Here is a 19,764-nt window from a genome sequence, read left to right on the forward strand (position 1 = left end):
AGGGGACGAGAGAACCAGAGGACGCCTGAGACGGCGATCGCGGACCGACGCGGGCAGTCCGGCGGAGCCGGTCCCTCGGCTGGGCTCCGGTGCCCGAGGGCCGTGCCGTGCGGACACCACCGCCTCAACCTGCTCCACGCGGACGACGACATCGCTGCCGTCACGAAGGTGCGTGTCCCCGAGCTGTTCGACGGTCAGCGCGCGGCCGGGCAGCCGGCCACCCAGCTGCCCGGGAGCGGCGCCCATGGGCCCCGTGCCCGCCGACGAGCAGGCGCAGGGCCCGTGCGGTCCGGAGGTCAGCCTCCCGAGGCGTACGTCACGAAGTCCGCCCAGGCCGACCGCGTCAGAGCGAGTCGGGGGCCGTCGAGGCACTTGGAGTCGCGCACATGGACCGTGCCGGGCACGGCGGCGACCTCGAGGCAGGAGTCACCCTCGCTGCTGCTGCTGTAGCTGCTCTTGAACCACATCAGGTCGGGGGCGTCCCCGGCCGAGGTGTTGCGGATCATCATGTATCCCCCAGCAGTTGCTCGATGAAGGCAGTCGACTCACGGGGCGTGAGGGCCTGGGCCCGGATGATGCCATAGCGGAGTTCCAGGATACGGAGCTGCCGGGCCTCGGTCACCGGTCGACCGTTGGCCATGGCCGGAGAGCGCCCGACCACCGAGCCGTCCTCGAACTTCAGCACCTCGATGCCGCCTGCCAGCCCGGCATGCTGCTCGCGGTCCATCGGCATCACCTGTAGCTCAACGTTCCTCAACTGGGCCACTTCCAGGAGGTGTTCAAGCTGGTTGCGGACCAGTGCCCTACCGCCGAGGGGACGCCGAAGCGTCCACTCCTCCAGAACGAAGCTGAGTTCAGGCGCCGGGTCGCGCTCGAACACCGACTTGCGGGCCACCCGCGCGGCGATGAACCGATCCACCTCGTCCCCGGTATAGGCCGGGCGGCGCATCAGCAGCAGCCCACGCGCGTACTCCGGCGTCTGCAGCAGCCCATGGACGTTCAGCGGGTCGTACAACTGGAGTTCGACCGCCCGCCCCTCCAACTGCGCCAGATCCCGAACCTTCTTCGGATATCTGACCTTGCCCACGTCCTCCTTCATGGCCGCAAGCAGCCCACCCGCCCCCAGCACCTCGTCCGCCCTGTCCAGATACTCGGGGCGGGGAATCCGCTTCCCGCCCTCGATCTTGTAGACCAGGTCCTCCCCGTACCCCACCGCCTCGCCGAACTCACCGGCCCGCAGGCCCGCCGCCTCCCGCCGCAGCCTCAACTGCCGCCCCACCGTGGCGACCACGGCCACGCCCCAGTCGTCGTTCGGCTCCACCTCCCACCCCGGCTCGTCCGTCTCAGTCGTCGGCCGCCGCACCTCGTTGTCCACCGACATACCGCACTCCTCCGTCGTACCGTCGTACCGCTGTGCCGTACGGCCCGTACCGCACCCGCAACGCCCGCTCCGACAGCCCGGACAGCAGCGGACAAGCTCCGGACGGTCACCGTACGTATCGGCTGCGTCACTGTTCACGGTAAGCGCATGCCGCCACGCTCAGTGAGGTGAACCGGAAAAATTCCACCCAACTTCACCCCTGGACACGTCACTTCGGTGTGCTGCTTTCCCCCACGCCACGCGGTGCCCGGCTCGCCCGGCTTCTCGCGACCGAGTGGCTCCGCACCTGGGACCTGCCGCACTCCTCCCTCGAGGTCGCCGCGCACCTCGTCGCAGAACTCGCCTCGAACGCCGCCGTCCACGGGCGCGTCACCGGGCGGGGGTTCCGCCTCGTGCTCCTCGCCGACGCCGGCACCCTCCGTATCGAGGTGACGGACACGCGCGGTGACGACCTGCCCCACCGCCGGCCGCCCGCTCCCGACGCCGAGTCCGGACGCGGGCTGGTGCTCGTCGAGGCTCTCGCCGACCGCTGGGGTGTCGAACCGGGTCCCGTCCCCCGCAAGACCGTGTGGGCCGAACTCGACCTGTCACCGAATCCCGGAAAGCCGAACTCCGGTGCGCCGGTCGCTCCCCACCAGGAACCGAGAGGAGAGAAAGAACCCGACCAAGCCCCACCCCTCCCTCCCGCGGCAGCCGCTCACTCTCACGGGTGAACCTCCCCCACTGAGCTGGATTCGGAGCCGGTCCGCTGCTCTACGCTCAGCGCGGCACCACACGCGGCACCCCGCCACAACCGAAAAGCAACGGCCCTCGCCGGGACGGCAATCCCAGTGCGAGGGCCTGACCACCAAGGAACTCAACCTTCCCGATGGACACCCAGAACCCTAGCGTGCGCCCGCACGCCCAGTCCCGTATCAGCGGGAAAATCCACCCCCGCCGCCCCGGCGGCTCCGCGGCACGTCCCGCCGGCGTCATCCACGACAACACCCGGCACACCAGCCACTTCACGGTGATCGGCAACCATCTCGCCCAGCACCGCGAGCTTTCGGGGCTCGCGATCGGGCTGGGCGTGCACATCCAGTCGCTCAAGGCCGGCAGCCTTGTCGACATCAGGACCCTCGCCGGGCGCTTCCCCGAGGGCCAGGCCCGTATCGCCGCCGCCCTGCGGGAGCTGGAAGTCCACGGCTATCTGCGGCGCCCTCGCGAGCGCACCCCGAGCGGACGCATGGTCACCCGCACGATCTCCTGCAACCAGCCGGGCCGTTCCGGCGCCGCGACCATGGCGCATGAGGGCACCGCTGGCGGGCAGTGCACCGCTGCTCCCGAGGCCACCGCCGGTGGGGAGGCCACCGCGGCCCGAGACGCGACCGACGAGCACGGCTCGGCCGTTGTGCACCGCGTCGCCGATGCGCACCGAGCAGCCGACGAGCACGGGGCCACCGACGAGCACGGCGCCGCCGACACACACGGCTCGGCCGTTGCACACCGTGCGGCGGACACGTACCACGTCACCGACGCGCACGGCGTCACCGACGCGCACGGCGCCACCGGCGCGCACCGAGCAGCGGACGCGCAGGAAGCGGCCGTTATGCTCGCCGCGCCCGGCGCGCCCGCCGTGCCGCCGGATGTGAGCAGGGTGACCGACGAGCGCCGGGTCCACGATGCGCAGAGCGTGCCCAAGCCGCCGGCCCGTGCGGTGCCGGCCACCGCCCCGCGCCGGCGATCCCCGCGCCGAGCGGCCCTCCCGGCCGTACCGCAGCCCGCGTACCCCGCCGCGAGCCTGCTCAGGACCGCCGCCGAGGTCCTCGCCCGCCTCCGCCACGACGATCCCCGGCTCCTGCTCTCCGCCGCCGATGCGGAACACCTCGCGCCCGGGGTCGCCGCCTGGCTGGAACGGGACCTTCCGCCCGACGCCGTACGCCACGCGCTGACCAGCCACCTGCCGCCCGAGCCCTTGCGCCGCCCGGCCGCCCTGCTGGCCCACCGCCTCGCGGACCGGATTCCTCCCCTGCCGCCGTTCCGGGCCCCCGAGGCGCCTCCGCCCGTCCGGCATCCCCTCCGCAACTGCGACGGTTGCGACCGCGCCTACCGGGGCCCGGATCCGGATGTCTGCCCGGGGTGCGCGGAGCGAGGCCGAATCCCGGGAATCCCGTCGAAGCGGCTCTCCTGATCGATGCGCGGGCCGAGCGCGGGTGCGCGGCAAGCCAGTTCAACGTAGCCGACCAGTGCCTTCACGTGCCGAGACCGGGTGAGGGAGCAGTTCGGCGTCTCGCCGACCGGAGTCGGGCACCGGCCCGCAAGCCACGCCTTCCGGCATGAGCGCATGACACCCGAGCACCGCCGGGCGCCGTCTCATGGGGCTCCGCGCTCGGTCACCTGTTGGGGTGAACATCGTCAACTGGCCCTGATTCAGGCTCTTTTGCGCAGCTACCTTCGTCGTGCGGCACATGCCTTCCGCATGTGTCGAAGGTGCCCGGCGCCTTCCCGTTCGCCCACTGCCCATCACAGGAACGCTCATGGTCAGCTCGTCCCACGAGGCGATGCACCGCATCTTCCAGGACCACCCGGGCCTCTTCTCCGGGGTGTCCGAGGTGCTCGGCGTCGACTTCGCCCCACCCACCTCGGTCACCGTCCTGCCTACAGACCTCACCGAGACGCGCCCGCTCGAACGACGCGTCGACACCCTGCTGAGGCTGGAGACGGAAGAGGACGAGCCGATTCTCCTCGCCGTCGAGGCCCAGGGCAGGAGGGACCCGGACAAGCCCGCGAGCTGGGCCTACTACGCCTCGTACCTGCTCGCGAAGTACCGGCTCCAGCCGATGCTGCTGGTGGTCTGCCAGGATCGCGCTACCGCCGAATGGGCGGCTAGGCCGGTCCGCTTCGGCCCTCCCCAGTGGCCGCTGCTCACCCTGCGGCCGCTCGTCGCGGGGCCGCACAACATGCCGGTGCTCACCGACCCCGCCGACGTGCGCAAGGATCTCGCGCTCGCCACACTGTCCGCGATCACCCAGGCCGCGAATCCGGACATCGGGGCCATACTCAAGGCAATGACCAACGTGCTGCGGGACACGCCCGCAGTCCTCGCCAACCCGATCGTCGAACTCATCGCGCAGGGTCTGGGCACGTACCCAGCCGCAGATACATGGAGGAAACTGGTGGCCGTGGACCTCTCTTTCTACAAGTCGCCCCTTTCCGAGGAACTCCGTGACGAGGGCCGTGCCGAGGGCCGTGCCGAGGGTGAGGCGCGGCGCGCGGCCGAGGACGTCCTGGACGTCCTGGCGGAGCGCGGTATCGCCGTGCCCGAGGAGGTTCGTGAGCGCGTGGTCGGCTGCGGCGACCCCGACACGCTGCGTCGCTGGCTCCGGCGGGCCGTCACCGCTCCCTCGGCTGACGCGATCTTCGCGGACGAGTAGTCCGGCCCGGCCGAGCCGGGCCGTCGGGCACCGTCCGGCGGGTCTCGAGCGCACCGGGTGACGGCAGTGGAACGGGACGAAGGTCGTCTGGCTCCGGCATTGTCGGCACCACCGGGGCCATCGACGATGACGGCGTCTTCGGGCCCGGACGCATCTCGTGTGCCGGGTCCTTCGCGTCAGAGTGGAGCCGCACCATGTCGTGGGTGGTGGGGACGGGCACCCTGCCGGGGCTGCTCGCGATCGCATGGGCGATCGTGACGCTGCGGACAGGGTGGGTCGCGCCCATGGCACGCCGCTACGTCGCGTGGCCCCACCTTCGCGGTCTCGCCGACCTGCTCACGGGCAGCCCCGCCGTGCTGCGGAGCCTCTTCTGCTCTCGACTCCCGCCGAGCGTCTCCTGGGATGTCCGGTAGCTCCGGTCCCGGCGCCGCGGCTCCGCCCCGCCTCCGCCATGCGCGCGCGGGCCCGATGGAGCCGGGCGGCACCGGCGAGGCGGTGTCGCGTCGGACGTACTCCACGTACGCGTACCGCCGTGGTGGCCGCCCCGTGCCCGGTCGGCGCGAGGCGCCCGCGAGGCGCCCGCGAGGCGCCCGCGAGGCCGCCGGGACATGCGGCGGGGTATCCGGCCGGGGCGGCGGTTGTTCCGGCGTGTCGCTCCCCGTCTCATTTGTTTTGACCGGAGTCCATAGGCTAGGTACGCTCAGACCTTGTGCCTGGGGTGTGCCCTGGCCCTCGTGCGTGCCTACGACCGTGCGGGGAGCCTGTATCGGCCACCGTAATCTGCGCCTTTTCCGCCTTCGGCGGGGGTCCGCGGTATTCGACACACCCGACCGCGTGGGTCGGCGACGTTCCAGGTTAGCTTTACTACACGGCACACAGAAACCGGAGAAGTAGTGCCTACGATCCAGCAGCTGGTCCGGAAGGGCCGGCAGGACAAGGTCGAGAAGAACAAGACGCCCGCACTCGAGGGTTCCCCTCAGCGCCGCGGCGTCTGCACGCGTGTGTTCACGACCACCCCGAAGAAGCCGAACTCGGCCCTCCGCAAGGTCGCGCGTGTGCGTCTGACCTCGGGTATCGAGGTCACGGCCTACATTCCGGGTGAGGGACACAACCTGCAGGAGCACTCCATCGTGCTCGTGCGTGGTGGCCGTGTGAAGGACCTGCCGGGTGTTCGCTACAAGATCATCCGCGGTTCGCTCGACACCCAGGGTGTCAAGAACCGCAAGCAGGCCCGCAGCCGCTACGGCGCCAAGAAGGAGAAGTAAGAATGCCTCGTAAGGGCCCCGCCCCGAAGCGCCCGGTCATCATCGACCCGGTCTACGGCTCTCCTCTGGTGACCTCGCTGATCAACAAGATCCTGCTGAACGGCAAGCGCTCCACCGCCGAGCGCATCGTCTACGGCGCCATGGAAGGCCTCCGTGAGAAGACCGGTGCCGACCCGGTCATCACGCTGAAGCGCGCCCTCGAGAACGTCAAGCCGTCCCTCGAGGTCAAGTCCCGCCGTGTCGGTGGCGCCACCTACCAGGTGCCGATCGAGGTCAAGCCCGGTCGCGCCTCCACCCTCGCGCTCCGCTGGGTCGTGGGCTACTCGCGCGCCCGCCGCGAGAAGACCATGACCGAGCGCCTCATGAACGAGCTGCTAGACGCCTCGAACGGCCTCGGCGCATCGGTCAAGAAGCGCGAGGACACGCACAAGATGGCCGAGTCCAACAAGGCCTTCGCGCACTACCGCTGGTAGTCGCAGACCCCATCGAGAACCGAGAGAAGACTGAAGCCTTATGGCTACCACTTCGCTTGACCTGGCCAAGGTCCGCAACATCGGGATCATGGCCCACATCGACGCGGGCAAGACGACCACCACCGAGCGCATCCTGTTCTACACCGGTGTTTCGTACAAGATCGGCGAGGTCCACGACGGCGCCGCCACGATGGACTGGATGGAGCAGGAGCAGGAGCGCGGCATCACGATCACGTCCGCCGCGACGACCTGCCACTGGCCGCTCGAGGACGTCGACCACACCATCAACATCATCGACACCCCGGGTCACGTCGACTTCACCGTCGAGGTGGAGCGCTCCCTGCGGGTGCTCGACGGTGCCGTGACGGTGTTCGACGGCGTCGCCGGCGTCGAGCCGCAGTCCGAGACCGTGTGGCGCCAGGCCGACCGCTACGGCGTTCCGCGCATCTGCTTCGTCAACAAGCTCGACCGCACCGGTGCGGAGTTCCACCGCTGCGTCGACATGATCAGCGACCGCCTGGGCGCGCAGCCGATCGTGATGCAGCTCCCGATCGGTGCCGAGGCGGACTTCAAGGGCGTCATCGACCTGGTCCGCATGAAGGCCCTGGTCTGGTCCGCCGAGGCCGCCAAGGGCGAGATGTACGACGTCGTCGACATCCCGGACACGCACGCCGAGGCCGCCGAGGAGTACCGCGGCAAGCTGCTGGAGGCCGTGGCCGAGAACGACGAGGAGATCATGGAGCTGTACCTCGAGGGCCAGGAGCCCTCCGAGGAGCAGCTGTACGCCGCGATCCGCCGCGTCACCATCGCCTCGGGCAAGGGCAAGGGCACCACGGTCACCCCGGTGTTCTGCGGCACCGCCTTCAAGAACAAGGGCGTGCAGCCCCTGCTCGACGCGGTCGTCCGCTACCTGCCGTCGCCGCTGGACGTCGAGGCCATCGAGGGCCACGACGTCAAGGACGCCGAGCAGGTCGTCACCCGCAAGCCGTCCGACGACGAGCCGCTGTCGGCGCTGGCGTTCAAGATCATGAGCGACCCGCACCTCGGCAAGCTCACCTTCGTGCGCATCTACTCCGGCCGCCTGGAGTCCGGCACCGCGGTGCTGAACTCCGTCAAGGGCAAGAAGGAGCGCATCGGCAAGATCTACCGCATGCACGCCAACAAGCGTGAGGAGATCGCCTCGGTGGGCGCCGGCGACATCGTCGCCGTCATGGGCCTGAAGCAGACCACCACCGGTGAGACGCTCGCGGACGAGAAGAACCCGGTGATCCTGGAGTCCATGGACTTCCCGGCGCCGGTCATCGAGGTCGCGATCGAGCCCAAGTCCAAGGGCGACCAGGAGAAGCTGGGTGTCGCCATCCAGCGTCTCGCGGAGGAGGACCCCTCCTTCCAGGTGCACACCAACGAGGAGACCGGCCAGACCGTCATCGGCGGTATGGGCGAGCTTCACCTCGAGGTGCTCGTCGACCGGATGAAGCGCGAGTTCAAGGTCGAGGCCAACGTCGGCAAGCCGCAGGTCGCGTACCGCGAGACCATCCGCAAGTCGGTGGACCGCGTGGACTACACCCACAAGAAGCAGACCGGTGGTACCGGTCAGTTCGCCAAGGTGCAGATCGCGGTCGAGCCCATCGAGGGCGGCGACGCGGCCTACGAGTTCGTGAACAAGGTCACCGGTGGCCGCATCCCGAAGGAGTACATCCCTTCCGTGGACGCCGGCTGCCAGGAGGCGATGTCGTTCGGCATCCTCGCCGGCTACGAGATGACGGGCGTCCGCGTCACGCTTCTCGACGGCGCCTACCACGAGGTCGACTCCTCCGAGCTCGCGTTCAAGATCGCCGGTTCGCAGGCCTTCAAGGAGGCCGCGCGCAAGGCGTCCCCGGTTCTCCTCGAGCCGATGATGGCCGTCGAGGTCACCACGCCCGAGGACTACATGGGCGATGTCATCGGTGACATCAACTCCCGCCGTGGCCAGATCCAGGCCATGGAGGAGCGTGCCGGCGCCCGCGTCGTCAAGGGCCTGGTGCCGCTGTCGGAGATGTTCGGCTACGTCGGCGACCTCCGCAGCAAGACCTCGGGTCGCGCAAGCTACTCGATGCAGTTCGACTCCTACGCCGAGGTTCCGCGGAACGTCGCCGAGGAGATCATCGCGAAGGCCAAGGGCGAGTAACTCACCCGAGTACACGCTTTAGGCTTGACGCCGTAACCGTCGGGGCGCTCCCCGCGAACCCGTGAGGTTCGTCCCGGCGGCCGGCACCACCAGCAAAGATCACCCTGGCGCCGATGAGTAAGGCGTACAGAACCACTCCACAGGAGGACCCCAGTGGCGAAGGCGAAGTTCGAGCGGACTAAGCCGCACGTCAACATCGGCACCATCGGTCACATCGACCACGGTAAGACGACCCTCACGGCCGCCATTACCAAGGTGCTGCACGACGCGTTCCCGGACCTGAACGAGGCCTCGGCGTTCGACCAGATCGACAAGGCTCCTGAGGAGCGCCAGCGCGGTATCACCATCTCCATCGCGCACGTCGAGTACCAGACCGAGTCGCGTCACTACGCCCACGTCGACTGCCCCGGTCACGCGGACTACATCAAGAACATGATCACCGGTGCCGCCCAGATGGACGGCGCCATCCTGGTGGTCGCCGCCACCGACGGCCCGATGCCGCAGACCAAGGAGCACGTGCTCCTTGCCCGCCAGGTCGGCGTTCCGTACATCGTCGTCGCCCTGAACAAGGCCGACATGGTGGACGACGAGGAGATCCTGGAGCTCGTCGAGCTCGAGGTGCGCGAGCTCCTCTCCGAGTACGAGTTCCCGGGCGACGACCTTCCGGTCGTCAAGGTCTCGGCGCTCAAGGCCCTCGAGGGCGACAAGGAGTGGGGCCAGTCGGTCCTGAACCTGATGGCCGCCGTCGACGAGTCGATCCCGCAGCCCGAGCGCGACGTCGACAAGCCGTTCCTGATGCCGATCGAGGACGTCTTCACGATCACCGGTCGCGGCACCGTCGTCACCGGCCGTATCGAGCGTGGTGTCCTCAAGGTCAACGAGACCGTCGACATCGTGGGCATCAAGCAGGAGAAGACCACCACCACGGTCACCGGCATCGAGATGTTCCGCAAGCTGCTCGACGAGGGCCAGGCCGGTGAGAACGTCGGTCTGCTCCTCCGCGGCATCAAGCGCGAGGACGTCGAGCGCGGCCAGGTCATCATCAAGCCGGGCTCGGTCACCCCGCACACCGAGTTCGAGGCCCAGGCCTACATCCTGTCGAAGGACGAGGGTGGCCGTCACACCCCCTTCTTCAACAACTACCGCCCGCAGTTCTACTTCCGTACCACGGACGTGACCGGCGTCGTGACCCTCCCCGAGGGCACCGAGATGGTCATGCCGGGCGACAACACCACCATGTCCGTCCAGCTGATCCAGCCGGTCGCCATGGAGGAGGGCCTGAAGTTCGCCATCCGCGAGGGTGGCCGGACCGTCGGCGCCGGCCAGGTCACCAAGATCGTCAAGTAGGTCCTTGACCGTCTGACCCGGCAGCTCCGCAGCGAGCCGCAGGCGAGGGGCCCCGCACCGTGAGGTGCGGGGCCCCTCGGGCGTGTCCGGGCCGGCCGGCTTCGGGAGCCGACGGGCCCCGGTCGGCCGACCGGACGATTCCCGTGCGAGGTACTCAGGCGGAAGCCGAGTACCTGAGCGCTGCCACGGGCGGGATGCGGTGACTTGGATGGGCACCATGCCGCATGACCGCTCCCCCTTCACCGGACAGCCCGGCCTCGGCCCGGGGTTTCCGGCCGGGCCGCGCACATCGCCGAACGGCCCGGTACCGCGGCGGCGGAGGGCGGGATCGGGGTCCGGCGCTCGCCCGCACCCGTGGAGACCTGCTTGAACCCGCGCGGAGTGTTTGGCGATCATGACTGCGCGGCCGTCGAGGCTCGAGGAGCGGGGGCGCGAGGCCGTTGACGCACAGGGAGGCGTACGGGGATGGCGTGGGACGAGTGGGAGCAGATCAAGACCGAAGCGGCCGCACGCGGCTCCGCCCGGACGGACCTGGAGCAGCTCCCGAGCGATGAGCCGGGTGGGACGCCTGCGGGCGCGGTTTCGGGGGAGCTGAGGTCGGACAAGAGGGCATGGGTGACGGCCGGTGAGGGTGTCACCGGTCTGAAGTCGGGAATCGGCAAGGCACTGACGACGCTGGAGGAGGGCCAGGCGGGGCTGGGCGACCCTGCCGGGTGCCGGAGCGCGGCTGCGCAGAAGGAGCTGTACGAGTCCTGGAAGAAGTACGCCGGCGAAGTGCGACGCCGCTGCGAGGCACTGGGGGGACTGCTGGAAAGAGCCGGGCACGACCTGTCCAAGAGCGATGCGGCGGTCAAGGAAGAGCTGGACGGGCTCACGGCGCGCTATCGGGACACGGCCCCCGTCGGCGGCCAGACGAAGGGCAAGTGATCCGCGCTCATGGATCTCGCGACATTGAGCGCCTTCAAGCCCGCTCAGTACGAGGAAGCCGCCGACAGCTACCGAGCGACCGGTGACATGGCGCGTGCGGCCAAGGACACGGTCGACAACCAGATCTGCGCCGGGATGCGCAACCGGCTGCGGGGCGAGGCCGCCGGCGCCGCCCTGCAGCAGCTCAGAGAGCTGTCGAAGAACTTCCACTACGTGCAGGCCGAGTGCGGAATCGTGAGTACGGCGCTGAACGGATTCGCCTTCGACATGGCGCTGGCCAAGCGGAAACTGGACGCCGCCCTCGAGGACGCACGGGCGGGCGGCTGCGGAGTGAACGCGGACGGTTCGGTCAGCTATCCGACGGGCCGCAAGCTCGGTGACACCGAGCTCACCGAGGGCGGAACGGTGACCGGCAGCACCGGTGGCAGCCCTGTACCCGATGCCCTGGAGCGGCAAGCGGCGAGCATCCACCCGAACCCGCACTACGGCGCCGCGCTGGGCTATGCGAACCGGATCGCGGAGGCGCTGGAGGAAGGCGGCGACGCGGACGCCAAGTGGGCGCCCAGGCTGCGCGCGCTCACCGCGGATGACGACCCCGTGGTCTCGGCCCGGGACTGGGCCGACGCGAAGTCCGACACGGGCGGCGTGCGCCGGGCCGCCGACACGTATCTGGACACCATCGCGGCCCGGCCGGACAACGGCACCCCGGAGGAGAACGCGGAGTGGTGGAAGAGCCTCACCCAGGAGCAGCGCGCCGACCTTCTCGCCGTCGATCCCGGCGCCATCGGGGCGACCAACGGCCTTCCCTCGGACATCCGTGACGAGGCGAACCGCATGGTCCTGGCGGAGACGAGGGCGGCATATCGGCTGGAGCTCGATGCCATCCCGAAGGAGCCGGTCAAATACGCTCTCAACCCCGGCTACCCGGCGGTTCTGATCACGCCTGACTGGCAGGAATGGCGGGAGAAGCACGGGGACAGGAAGGCGAGACTGGAAGGTGCGCTGAAGGGCATGGACGCCATCCAGGCTCGTTTCGACAGCACCGGCCGAAAGGGGCTGCCCGAGGCATACCTGTTGGGATTCAGCGGGGAAGGAAACGGGCGGGTGATCATCGCGAACGGGAATCCGGACACGGCTGACCACCAGGCCGTCTACGTGCCGGGTACGACGTCGAGTCTGGCCGGTATCGGAGGTGACATCAACCGGATGGTGAACGTCTGGCGTGTGGCCGAAGACGAGGCCGACGGCGGTTCCGTTTCCACGATCACCTGGCTGGGCTACGACGCGCCGCAGAGTATCGTCAAGGACTCGCCATTCAGCCACTACGCGAATGACGGTGCCCCGGCATACAACAGCTTCCTCGACGGACTGGATGCGTCGCGATCTGTTGCCTCGGACGCGCACCGAACGGCGATCGGTCACTCCTACGGCACGACCCTCATCGGATCGGCCGCTCGGCAGGGCGACCTGAACGTGGACGACGTCATCCTCGCAGGCAGTCCTGGAGTCCAGGTGAGCAAGGCCGAGAAGATGGACGTTCCCATAGGGCACGTCTGGAACCAGGAGGCCGATGGGGATGTCGTGCCTGATGTCGGCCGCTACGGGCACGGCGGTATCGACTGGGACGGCCCGTGGACCGTACCCAGCGACGAACGTTTCGGGGCCAACCAGATGACCACGGACACCGAAGGTCACAGTGACTACTGGAAGGAAGACACCGAGAGCCTGCTGAACCAGGGGTTGGTCGTGGCAGGACACGGCGACGAGGTGACGTTGCAAGAGCGCCGGAAGGCATGGGAACGAGGGCGGTAGAGGAGATCACATGCACGGCCGACGGGGGATGTCGCCCCGGCGGCCCACCCACGAAGGCTGACGAACCGACCGGGTGCGCATTCCGGTCCGAACCATCGAGGCTCCGCGATTGAAGACCCACCCGGGCGTTCCGGCCCTCCTCGTATCCTGCACTCTCACCCTCCTCACCGGATGCGGCATGACCGATGACCATGAGCCTGACGTGGTGACCTCCGTCGAACGGCGTACCTCTTCAGACGTGGCCGACGAGGCCGAGAGGGTCTCCAGTGAGATCTATGACCTGATCGGCATCAAGGGCAAGGCGTCCGACACCGGCCCTGGCGTCACAGACTGCGGGCGGAAGGACCCGGAGAGGTACTTCAAGGTCTTTCACAAGTGGAGCTTCGTGCCCGCGTCCGGCGAGCAGTTGGGAGGCGTGATGGAGCGGCTCAAGGCGGAGCTGCCCGGACGCGGCTGGAAGGTCGTCGAGTACGGGCCGGACACCAGCCGGAACGAGAACCTCAATCTCACGGCCGACAACGACGCCAGGAAGTTCAGCGTCAACATCGTCCATCGTGCGAAGAGCGCCCCGCCGAAGCTGAGTCTGATGGTTGTCTCTGGCTGCTACCAGGTGCCCGACGGCCAGGAAGTCGAGCGGTTCTGAGCCGGCCGCGGCGGGGCGAGCCGGTTCGTGCCCGGAAGGCGGGGGCGGTGCTCCGCGCTTCGGCGGCCGCGGGGCGGGACGGCTCACGCCCGGCGGGGGAGCGGGGCGGCCGCCGGGAGGGTGCTGTGCGCGCCGCGGTTTGACCTTCGTCACCACCGGGGTAGTCTTCTCGGCTCGATTGGCGCCTCCACTGGCCCGTATGGCAGACTGTCCGGGTTGCTCGGTTGCGTGCCGATGCTGCGCGCCTCCCGCCGGGAGGATCGGAAGCGAGTCCCACAGTATTCGTCACCCCTGATCAGGGGTGGAAGTACGGGAATCTTCCGGGAAGCGTGAGCGGGGCGCCGGCCAGGCACCCGGTGGGTGTCACCCCCGGCTTCGTGGTCTCAGGGACCGCAACCCCTTGGTTGGGAAATCCTTCGGGAGATCTTCGTAGAGGGGCTGCGACACGCCCGACCGCGTGGGTCGGAGGAGACGGGAATCCGCCGGGTTCCGGAGCGTTACGAGAGACAGGACTACGAAGTAGCCATGGCGGGACAGAAGATCCGCATCCGGCTCAAGGCCTACGACCACGAGGTCATCGACTCCTCGGCGAAGAAGATCGTCGAGACGGTGACCCGCACTGGTGCGTCGGTCGCGGGCCCGGTGCCGCTGCCCACTGAGAAGAACGTGTACTGCGTCATCAAGTCGCCGCACAAGTACAAGGACTCGCGCGAGCACTTCGAGATGCGCACGCACAAGCGCCTCATCGACATCCTCGACCCCACGCCGAAGACGGTCGACTCGCTCATGCGTCTCGACCTGCCGGCCGGCGTCGACATCGAGATCAAGCTCTGAGGTGACGCGCGAGATGGCTAAGCAGATCAAGGGCATCCTGGGCGAGAAGCTCGGCATGACTCAGGTCTGGGACGAGAACAACCGTGTCGTCCCGGTCACCGTCGTCAAGGCCGGCCCCAACGTCGTCACCCAGATCCGTACGAACGACAGCGACGGCTACGAGTCGGTCCAGATCGCCTTCGGCGAGATCGACCCGCGCAAGGTGAACAAGCCCCTCAAGGGCCACTTCGCCAAGGCCGACGTCACCCCCCGCCGTCACCTCGTCGAGATCCGTACCGCCGACGCCGGCGAGTACAACCTCGGCCAGGAGATCACCGCCGAGGTCTTCGAGGCGGGCGTGAAGGTCGACGTCACCGGCAAGAGCAAGGGCAAGGGCTTCGCCGGTGTCATGAAGCGCCACAACTTCCGTGGCCTGGGCGCCGGACACGGCACCCAGCGCAAGCACCGCTCCCCCGGCTCCATCGGTGGCTGCGCCACCCCGGGCCGTGTGTTCAAGGGCCTCCGTATGGCGGGCCGCATGGGCAACGAGCGGGTCACCACCCAGAACCTGACCGTCCACGCCGTTGACGCGGAGAAGGGTCTGCTGCTCATCAAGGGCGCGGTTCCCGGTCCGAACGGCGGCCTCGTCCTGGTCCGTACCGCGGCCAAGGGGGCCTGAGGTAACCGATGAGCACCATTGACATCCTTTCGCCCGCTGGCGACAAGGCCGGTAGCGTCGAGCTCCCCGCGGAGATCTTCGACGCCAAGGTCAGCGTTCCGCTGATCCACCAGGTCGTCGTCGCGCAGCTGGCCGCTGCCCGCCAGGGCACGCACAAGACCAAGACCCGCGGCGAGGTCCGTGGCGGTGGCAGGAAGCCGTACCGCCAGAAGGGCACCGGCCGCGCCCGTCAGGGCTCGACCCGCGCGCCGCAGTTCGCCGGCGGTGGCGTCGTCCACGGCCCCGTGCCGCGTGACTACTCGCAGCGGACCCCGAAGAAGATGAAGGCCGCCGCCCTGCGCGGTGCCCTCACCGACCGGGCCCGCAACGCGCGTATCCACGTCGTGTCCGGCGTGGTCGAGGGCGAGGTCTCCACCAAGGCCGCCAAGACGCTGTTCGGCAGGATCTCGGAGCGCAAGAACCTGCTCCTGGTCGTCGAGCGCTCCGACGAGGCCGCGTGGCTGTCCGCCCGCAACCTGCCCCGGGTGCACATCCTGGAGCCGGGTCAGCTGAACACGTACGACGTGCTCGTCTCCGACGACGTGGTCTTCACCCAGGCCGCCTTCGAGTCCTTCGTGTCCGGCCCCAAGGCCAACGACGATGAGGGGAGCGAGGCCTGATGGCCGAGATCACCAGCAAGACCTTCACCGACCCGCGCGACATCCTCGTCAAGCCGGTCGTCTCGGAGAAGAGCTACGCGCTGCTGGACGAGAACAAGTACACGTTCATCGTCGCGCCCAACGCCAACAAGACCCAGATCAAGCAGGCCGTCGAGGCGGTCTTCTCGGTCAAGGTCACCGGGGTGAACACGATCAACCGCCAGGGCAAGCGCAAGCGCACCCGCACCGGTTTCGGCAAGCGCGCCAACACCAAGCGCGCCATCGTGACCCTCGCCGAGGGCGACCGTATCGACATCTTCGGCCAGGCCTCCTAACGGAGACCTTGGTCCGATATCGGACGAGGACTGAGAAATGGGTATCCGCAAGTACAAGCCGACGACTCCGGGCCGTCGTGGCTCCAGCGTCGCCGACTTCGTCGAGATCACGCGGTCCACGCCGGAGAAGTCGCTGGTCCGCCCCCTGCACAGCAAGGGCGGCCGTAACAACGCCGGTCGTGTGACCGTTCGCCACCAGGGTGGTGGCCACAAGCGCGCCTACCGCGTGATCGACTTCCGTCGTCACGACAAGGACGGCGTGCCGGCCAAGGTCGCGCACATCGAGTACGACCCCAACCGCACCGCGCGCATCGCGCTGCTGCACTACGCGGACGGCGAGAAGCGCTACATCCTCGCCCCGCGCGGCCTGTCGCAGGGCGACCGGATCGAGAACGGCCCCGGTGCCGACATCAAGCCCGGCAACAACCTGGCGCTGCGCAACATCCCGGTCGGTACGACCCTGCACGCCATCGAGCTGCGGCCCGGCGGCGGCGCGAAGTTCGCCCGCTCCGCGGGTGCCTCCGTGCAGCTGCTGGCGAAGGAGGGCTCCATGGCCCACCTGCGCATGCCGTCCGGTGAGATCCGCCTGGTCGACGTCCGCTGCCGCGCCACCGTCGGCGAGGTCGGCAACGCCGAGCAGTCGAACATCAACTGGGGCAAGGCCGGCCGTATGCGCTGGAAGGGCGTCCGCCCGACCGTCCGCGGTGTCGCCATGAACCCGGTCGACCACCCGCACGGTGGTGGTGAGGGGAAGACCTCCGGTGGCCGCCACCCGGTCTCCCCGTGGGGTCAGAAGGAGGGTCGTACTCGTTCTCCCAAGAAGGCGAGCAACAAGTACATCGTCCGCCGCCGCAAGACGAACAAGAAGCGCTAGGAGCGGGTTCAGATGCCGCGCAGTCTCAAGAAGGGGCCCTTCGTCGACGACCACCTGATCAAGAAGGTGGACGTGCAGAACGAGGCAGGCACCAAGAACGTCATCAAGACCTGGTCCCGTCGCTCGATGATCGTCCCGGCCATGCTGGGCCACACGATCGCGGTGCACAACGGCAAGACCCACGTCCCGGTGTTCGTCACCGAGTCGATGGTCGGCCACAAGCTCGGCGAGTTCGCGCCGACGCGCACCTTCCGCGGCCACGTCAAGGACGACCGGAAGTCGAAGCGCCGCTGACGCGGGGTGTGACTGACCATGACTTACACCGAAGGGACAACCATGGAAGCCAGGGCCCAGGCGCGGTACATCCGCGTCACGCCCATGAAGGCCCGCCGCGTGGTGGACCTCATCCGTGGCATGGACGCCACGGAGGCTCAGGCGGTCCTGCGTTTCGCCCCGCAGGCCGCGAGCGTGCCGGTCGGCAAGGTGCTGGACAGCGCCATTGCCAACGCCGCGCACAACTACGACCACCCGGACGCCTCCTCGCTGTTCATCAGCGAGGCGTACGTCGACGAGGGCCCGACCCTGAAGCGGTTCCGTCCGCGCGCCCAGGGCCGTGCCTACCGGATCCGCAAGCGGACCAGCCACATCACCGTGGTCGTCAGCAGCAAGGAAGGAACCCGGTAATGGGCCAGAAGGTAAACCCGCACGGGTTCCGGCTCGGTGTCACGACCGACTTCAAGTCGCGTTGGTACGCCGACAAGCTGTACAAGGACTACGTCAAGGAAGACGTCGCCATCCGCCGGATGATGACGTCCGGCATGGAGCGCGCCGGCATCTCCAAGGTCGAGATCGAGCGCACCCGTGACCGCGTGCGGGTGGACATCCACACCGCGCGTCCCGGCATCGTCATCGGCCGCCGCGGCGCCGAGGCCGACCGCATCCGCGGCGACCTCGAGAAGCTCACCGGCAAGCAGGTCCAGCTGAACATCCTCGAGGTCAAGAACCCCGAGGTCGACGCCCAGCTGGTGGCGCAGGCCGTGGCCGAGCAGCTGTCCTCCCGTGTCTCCTTCCGCCGTGCCATGCGCAAGAGCATGCAGTCGGCCATGAAGGCGGGCGCCAAGGGCATCAAGATCCAGTGCGGTGGCCGTCTCGGCGGCGCCGAGATGTCCCGCTCGGAGTTCTACCGCGAGGGCCGTGTGCCGCTGCACACGCTCCGCGCGAACGTCGAGTACGGCTTCTTCGAGGCCAAGACCACCTTCGGCCGCATCGGCGTGAAGGTCTGGATCTACAAGGGCGACGTCAAGAACATCGCCGAGGTCCGCGCCGAGAACGCCGCCGTCCGCGCCGGCAACCGCCCGGCCCGTGGCGGCTCCGACCGCCCGGCCCGCGGTGGCCGCGGTGGCGAGCGTGGCGGTCGCGGCCGCAAGCCGCAGCAGGCGGCCCAGGGCGGCCAGCAGCAGTCGGCCGAGGCTCCCAAGGCCGAGGCCCCCGCCGCTGCCGCTCCGGCTGCCGAGAGCACCGGAACGGAGGCCTGACCGAAATGCTGATCCCCCGTAGGGTCAAGCACCGCAAGCAGCACCACCCGAAGCGCAGCGGTATGTCCAAGGGTGGTACGCAGGTTGCGTTCGGCGAGTACGGCATCCAGGCGCTCACCCCGGCGTACGTGACGAACCGTCAGATCGAGGCCGCTCGTATCGCGATGACCCGTCACATCAAGCGTGGCGGCAAGGTCTGGATCAACATCTACCCGGACCGTCCGCTGACGAAGAAGCCCGCCGAGACCCGCATGGGTTCCGGCAAGGGTTCCCCGGAGTGGTGGGTCGCGAACGTCAAGCCCGGTCGGGTGATGTTCGAGCTGTCCTACCCGAACGAGAAGATTGCTCGTGAGGCGCTCACCCGCGCTGCTCACAAGCTTCCGATGAAGTGCCGCATCGTTCGGCGCGAGGCAGGTGAGGCGTGATGTCGGCCGGAACCAAGGCGTCCGAGCTGCGCGAGCTGGGCAACGAGGAGCTTGTCGGCAAGCTCCGCGAGGCCAAGGAAGAGCTGTTCAACCTCCGCTTCCAGGCGGCGACCGGTCAGCTCGAGAACCACGGTCGGCTGAAGGCCGTCCGCAAGGACATCGCCCGGATCTACACCCTGATGCGTGAGCGCGAGCTGGGCATCGAGACGGTGGAGAGCGCCTCATGAGCGAGAGCAACGTGACCGAGAACAAGACCGAGCGCAACGCCCGCAAGACCCGTGAGGGTCTCGTCGTCAGCGACAAGATGGACAAGACCGTCACCGTCGCCGTCGAGGACCGCGTCAAGCACGCGCTGTACGGCAAGGTCATCCGCCGTACGAACAAGCTCAAGGCCCACGACGAGCAGAACGCCGCCGGCGTCGGCGACCGCGTCCTCCTGATGGAGACCCGGAAGCTGTCCGCCACCAAGCACTGGCGCGTCGTCGAGATCCTCGAGAAGGCCAAGTAATTTTGCGGGGGCCTCCCGGAAGGGAGTCCCTCCGCATGCCCCCCGCTGGGGGAACCCCCGGGAGGGTGCTTCCCCAGCATCAAGTTCCGCCAGGCTCGGCGGGGCCGGTCCGCACGGACCGGCCCCGCCGGGAACCGGCAGACGATCAGGAGATAGACGTGATCCAGCAGGAGTCGCGGCTTCGCGTCGCCGACAACACCGGTGCCAAGGAGATCCTTTGCATCCGTGTTCTCGGTGGCTCGGGTCGCCGCTACGCGGGCATCGGTGACGTCATCGTCGCCACCGTCAAGGACGCGATCCCCGGTGGCAACGTGAAGAAGGGTGACGTCGTCAAGGCGGTCATCGTTCGCACCGTCAAGGAGCGCCGCCGCCAGGACGGCTCGTACATCCGCTTCGACGAGAACGCCGCCGTCATTCTGAAGAACGACGGCGACCCTCGCGGCACCCGTATCTTCGGCCCCGTGGGCCGTGAGCTGCGCGAGAAGAAGTTCATGAAGATCATCTCGCTCGCGCCGGAGGTGCTGTAAGC

At 68.6% G+C, this 19,764-nt stretch carries 25 protein-coding genes; 23 read left to right on the plus strand and 2 right to left on the minus strand.

Going from position 1 to position 19,764, the window contains the following annotated elements:
• Positions 1–296: 296 nt before the first annotated feature.
• Together DDQ41_RS18825 and DDQ41_RS18830 are read right to left on the minus strand one after the other, a co-directional pair.
• Positions 297–506, minus strand: coding sequence for a DUF397 domain-containing protein (locus tag DDQ41_RS18825; RefSeq protein ID WP_109295536.1), 210 nt, complete (start codon positions 504–506; stop codon positions 297–299).
• Positions 506–1,381, minus strand: a complete 876-nt coding sequence (locus DDQ41_RS18830) for a helix-turn-helix domain-containing protein (RefSeq protein ID WP_109295537.1) — start codon at positions 1,379–1,381, stop codon at positions 506–508. Before DDQ41_RS18830 ends, DDQ41_RS18825 begins: the two co-directional genes overlap by 1 nt.
• A gap of 218 nt (positions 1,382–1,599) precedes the next feature.
• On the opposite strand from DDQ41_RS18830, the gene DDQ41_RS18835 reads away from it, so the two are divergent.
• The 23 genes from DDQ41_RS18835 to rplN all read left to right on the plus strand — a co-directional run bounded on the left by DDQ41_RS18835 (position 1,600) and on the right by rplN (position 19,762).
• Complete coding sequence (locus tag DDQ41_RS18835) at positions 1,600–2,094, plus strand: ATP-binding protein (protein ID WP_262508497.1); 495 nt, start codon at positions 1,600–1,602, stop codon at positions 2,092–2,094.
• Positions 2,095–2,249: 155 nt separating this feature from the next.
• Positions 2,250–3,551 carry a hypothetical protein gene (locus DDQ41_RS33065; RefSeq protein ID WP_394342149.1) on the plus strand — a complete coding sequence of 434 codons (1,302 nt, stop codon included), beginning with the start codon at positions 2,250–2,252 and terminating at the stop codon, positions 3,549–3,551.
• A gap of 346 nt (positions 3,552–3,897) precedes the next feature.
• Complete coding sequence (locus tag DDQ41_RS18850) at positions 3,898–4,794, plus strand: hypothetical protein (RefSeq protein WP_174720297.1); 897 nt, start codon at positions 3,898–3,900, stop codon at positions 4,792–4,794.
• A gap of 194 nt (positions 4,795–4,988) precedes the next feature.
• Complete coding sequence (locus tag DDQ41_RS18855) at positions 4,989–5,207, plus strand: hypothetical protein (protein ID WP_109295539.1); 219 nt, start codon at positions 4,989–4,991, stop codon at positions 5,205–5,207.
• Positions 5,208–5,687: 480 nt separating this feature from the next.
• Positions 5,688–6,059, plus strand: a complete 372-nt coding sequence (rpsL, locus tag DDQ41_RS18860) for a 30S ribosomal protein S12 (RefSeq protein ID WP_003948652.1) — start codon at positions 5,688–5,690, stop codon at positions 6,057–6,059.
• Positions 6,060–6,061: 2 nt separating this feature from the next.
• Positions 6,062–6,532: a 30S ribosomal protein S7 gene (gene rpsG, locus DDQ41_RS18865; protein WP_006347241.1), complete on the plus strand. Its 471-nt coding sequence runs from the start codon at positions 6,062–6,064 to the stop codon at positions 6,530–6,532.
• 40 nt (positions 6,533–6,572) lie between these two features.
• Positions 6,573–8,699 carry an elongation factor G gene (gene fusA / locus DDQ41_RS18870; RefSeq protein WP_109295540.1) on the plus strand — a complete coding sequence of 709 codons (2,127 nt, stop codon included), beginning with the start codon at positions 6,573–6,575 and terminating at the stop codon, positions 8,697–8,699.
• A gap of 153 nt (positions 8,700–8,852) precedes the next feature.
• Positions 8,853–10,046, plus strand: coding sequence for an elongation factor Tu (gene tuf, locus DDQ41_RS18875; RefSeq protein ID WP_109295541.1), 1,194 nt, complete (start codon positions 8,853–8,855; stop codon positions 10,044–10,046).
• 465 nt (positions 10,047–10,511) lie between these two features.
• A complete protein-coding gene (locus DDQ41_RS18880) occupies positions 10,512–10,973 on the plus strand; it encodes a hypothetical protein (protein WP_109295542.1) in 462 nt (153 codons plus the stop codon).
• A 9-nt stretch (positions 10,974–10,982) separates the two neighbouring features.
• A complete protein-coding gene (locus DDQ41_RS18885; protein WP_109295543.1) occupies positions 10,983–12,785 on the plus strand; it encodes an alpha/beta hydrolase in 1,803 nt (600 codons plus the stop codon).
• Between the two features lie 178 nt (positions 12,786–12,963).
• Positions 12,964–13,428 carry a hypothetical protein gene (locus DDQ41_RS18890; RefSeq protein WP_262508498.1) on the plus strand — a complete coding sequence of 155 codons (465 nt, stop codon included), beginning with the start codon at positions 12,964–12,966 and terminating at the stop codon, positions 13,426–13,428.
• Between the two features lie 525 nt (positions 13,429–13,953).
• Entirely contained in the window at positions 13,954–14,262 is a 309-nt protein-coding gene (gene rpsJ, locus DDQ41_RS18895; RefSeq protein WP_003948644.1) for a 30S ribosomal protein S10, read from the plus strand.
• Between the two features lie 13 nt (positions 14,263–14,275).
• Positions 14,276–14,920: a 50S ribosomal protein L3 gene (rplC, locus tag DDQ41_RS18900; RefSeq protein WP_109295545.1), complete on the plus strand. Its 645-nt coding sequence runs from the start codon at positions 14,276–14,278 to the stop codon at positions 14,918–14,920.
• An 8-nt stretch (positions 14,921–14,928) separates the two neighbouring features.
• Entirely contained in the window at positions 14,929–15,579 is a 651-nt protein-coding gene (gene rplD, locus DDQ41_RS18905) for a 50S ribosomal protein L4 (RefSeq protein WP_109295546.1), read from the plus strand.
• Positions 15,579–15,893 (plus strand): 50S ribosomal protein L23, encoded by a 315-nt coding sequence (gene rplW, locus DDQ41_RS18910; protein ID WP_109295547.1) that lies wholly within the window; start codon positions 15,579–15,581, stop codon positions 15,891–15,893. The genes rplD and rplW overlap by 1 nt, the downstream gene beginning before the upstream one ends.
• A gap of 37 nt (positions 15,894–15,930) precedes the next feature.
• A complete protein-coding gene (gene rplB / locus DDQ41_RS18915; protein ID WP_017949662.1) occupies positions 15,931–16,767 on the plus strand; it encodes a 50S ribosomal protein L2 in 837 nt (278 codons plus the stop codon).
• 12 nt (positions 16,768–16,779) lie between these two features.
• Positions 16,780–17,061, plus strand: a complete 282-nt coding sequence (rpsS, locus tag DDQ41_RS18920; protein WP_109295548.1) for a 30S ribosomal protein S19 — start codon at positions 16,780–16,782, stop codon at positions 17,059–17,061.
• Positions 17,062–17,103: 42 nt separating this feature from the next.
• Positions 17,104–17,451, plus strand: coding sequence for a 50S ribosomal protein L22 (gene rplV, locus DDQ41_RS18925; protein ID WP_053759515.1), 348 nt, complete (start codon positions 17,104–17,106; stop codon positions 17,449–17,451).
• A complete protein-coding gene (gene rpsC, locus DDQ41_RS18930; RefSeq protein ID WP_109295549.1) occupies positions 17,451–18,302 on the plus strand; it encodes a 30S ribosomal protein S3 in 852 nt (283 codons plus the stop codon). Before rplV ends, rpsC begins: the two co-directional genes overlap by 1 nt.
• A 5-nt stretch (positions 18,303–18,307) precedes the next feature.
• Entirely contained in the window at positions 18,308–18,727 is a 420-nt protein-coding gene (gene rplP, locus DDQ41_RS18935) for a 50S ribosomal protein L16 (protein WP_017949658.1), read from the plus strand.
• On the plus strand, positions 18,727–18,954 hold the full coding sequence (gene rpmC, locus DDQ41_RS18940) for a 50S ribosomal protein L29 (protein WP_109295550.1): 228 nt from the start codon (positions 18,727–18,729) through the stop codon (positions 18,952–18,954). Before rplP ends, rpmC begins: the two co-directional genes overlap by 1 nt.
• Complete coding sequence (gene rpsQ / locus DDQ41_RS18945; RefSeq protein ID WP_109295551.1) at positions 18,951–19,235, plus strand: 30S ribosomal protein S17; 285 nt, start codon at positions 18,951–18,953, stop codon at positions 19,233–19,235. Before rpmC ends, rpsQ begins: the two co-directional genes overlap by 4 nt.
• 158 nt (positions 19,236–19,393) lie before the next feature.
• The gene (rplN, locus tag DDQ41_RS18950; protein WP_003956455.1) at positions 19,394–19,762 is read left to right on the plus strand and encodes a 50S ribosomal protein L14; all 369 of its coding nucleotides are present in this window, start codon (positions 19,394–19,396) and stop codon (positions 19,760–19,762) included.
• The last annotated feature ends 2 nt before the right edge of the window (positions 19,763–19,764 follow it).

This window comes from Streptomyces spongiicola, assembly GCF_003122365.1.
Taxonomy (GTDB): domain Bacteria; phylum Actinomycetota; class Actinomycetes; order Streptomycetales; family Streptomycetaceae; genus Streptomyces; species Streptomyces spongiicola.

What these genes read in the sequence shown, in the direction of transcription:
- rpmC (WP_109295550.1), top strand. Translation starts at nt 18,727, where the DNA reads ATGTCGGCCGGAACCAAGGCGTCCGAGCTGCGCGAGCTGGGCAACGAG.
- DDQ41_RS18825 (WP_109295536.1), bottom strand. Translation starts at nt 506, where the DNA reads ATGATCCGCAACACCTCGGCCGGGGACGCCCCCGACCTGATGTGGTTC.
- DDQ41_RS18890 (WP_262508498.1), top strand. Translation starts at nt 12,964, where the DNA reads ATGACCGATGACCATGAGCCTGACGTGGTGACCTCCGTCGAACGGCGT.
- DDQ41_RS18880 (WP_109295542.1), top strand. Translation starts at nt 10,512, where the DNA reads ATGGCGTGGGACGAGTGGGAGCAGATCAAGACCGAAGCGGCCGCACGC.
- rplD (WP_109295546.1), top strand. Translation starts at nt 14,929, where the DNA reads ATGAGCACCATTGACATCCTTTCGCCCGCTGGCGACAAGGCCGGTAGC.
- DDQ41_RS18830 (WP_109295537.1), bottom strand. Translation starts at nt 1,381, where the DNA reads ATGTCGGTGGACAACGAGGTGCGGCGGCCGACGACTGAGACGGACGAG.
- rpsG (WP_006347241.1), top strand. Translation starts at nt 6,062, where the DNA reads ATGCCTCGTAAGGGCCCCGCCCCGAAGCGCCCGGTCATCATCGACCCG.
- DDQ41_RS18855 (WP_109295539.1), top strand. Translation starts at nt 4,989, where the DNA reads ATGTCGTGGGTGGTGGGGACGGGCACCCTGCCGGGGCTGCTCGCGATC.
- DDQ41_RS33065 (WP_394342149.1), top strand. Translation starts at nt 2,250, where the DNA reads ATGGACACCCAGAACCCTAGCGTGCGCCCGCACGCCCAGTCCCGTATC.
- rplP (WP_017949658.1), top strand. Translation starts at nt 18,308, where the DNA reads ATGCTGATCCCCCGTAGGGTCAAGCACCGCAAGCAGCACCACCCGAAG.
- rplW (WP_109295547.1), top strand. Translation starts at nt 15,579, where the DNA reads ATGGCCGAGATCACCAGCAAGACCTTCACCGACCCGCGCGACATCCTC.
- rpsS (WP_109295548.1), top strand. Translation starts at nt 16,780, where the DNA reads ATGCCGCGCAGTCTCAAGAAGGGGCCCTTCGTCGACGACCACCTGATC.
- DDQ41_RS18850 (WP_174720297.1), top strand. Translation starts at nt 3,898, where the DNA reads ATGGTCAGCTCGTCCCACGAGGCGATGCACCGCATCTTCCAGGACCAC.
- rpsC (WP_109295549.1), top strand. Translation starts at nt 17,451, where the DNA reads ATGGGCCAGAAGGTAAACCCGCACGGGTTCCGGCTCGGTGTCACGACC.
- rpsJ (WP_003948644.1), top strand. Translation starts at nt 13,954, where the DNA reads ATGGCGGGACAGAAGATCCGCATCCGGCTCAAGGCCTACGACCACGAG.
- rpsQ (WP_109295551.1), top strand. Translation starts at nt 18,951, where the DNA reads ATGAGCGAGAGCAACGTGACCGAGAACAAGACCGAGCGCAACGCCCGC.
- rplB (WP_017949662.1), top strand. Translation starts at nt 15,931, where the DNA reads ATGGGTATCCGCAAGTACAAGCCGACGACTCCGGGCCGTCGTGGCTCC.
- rplC (WP_109295545.1), top strand. Translation starts at nt 14,276, where the DNA reads ATGGCTAAGCAGATCAAGGGCATCCTGGGCGAGAAGCTCGGCATGACT.
- rplV (WP_053759515.1), top strand. Translation starts at nt 17,104, where the DNA reads ATGGAAGCCAGGGCCCAGGCGCGGTACATCCGCGTCACGCCCATGAAG.
- fusA (WP_109295540.1), top strand. Translation starts at nt 6,573, where the DNA reads ATGGCTACCACTTCGCTTGACCTGGCCAAGGTCCGCAACATCGGGATC.
- DDQ41_RS18885 (WP_109295543.1), top strand. Translation starts at nt 10,983, where the DNA reads ATGGATCTCGCGACATTGAGCGCCTTCAAGCCCGCTCAGTACGAGGAA.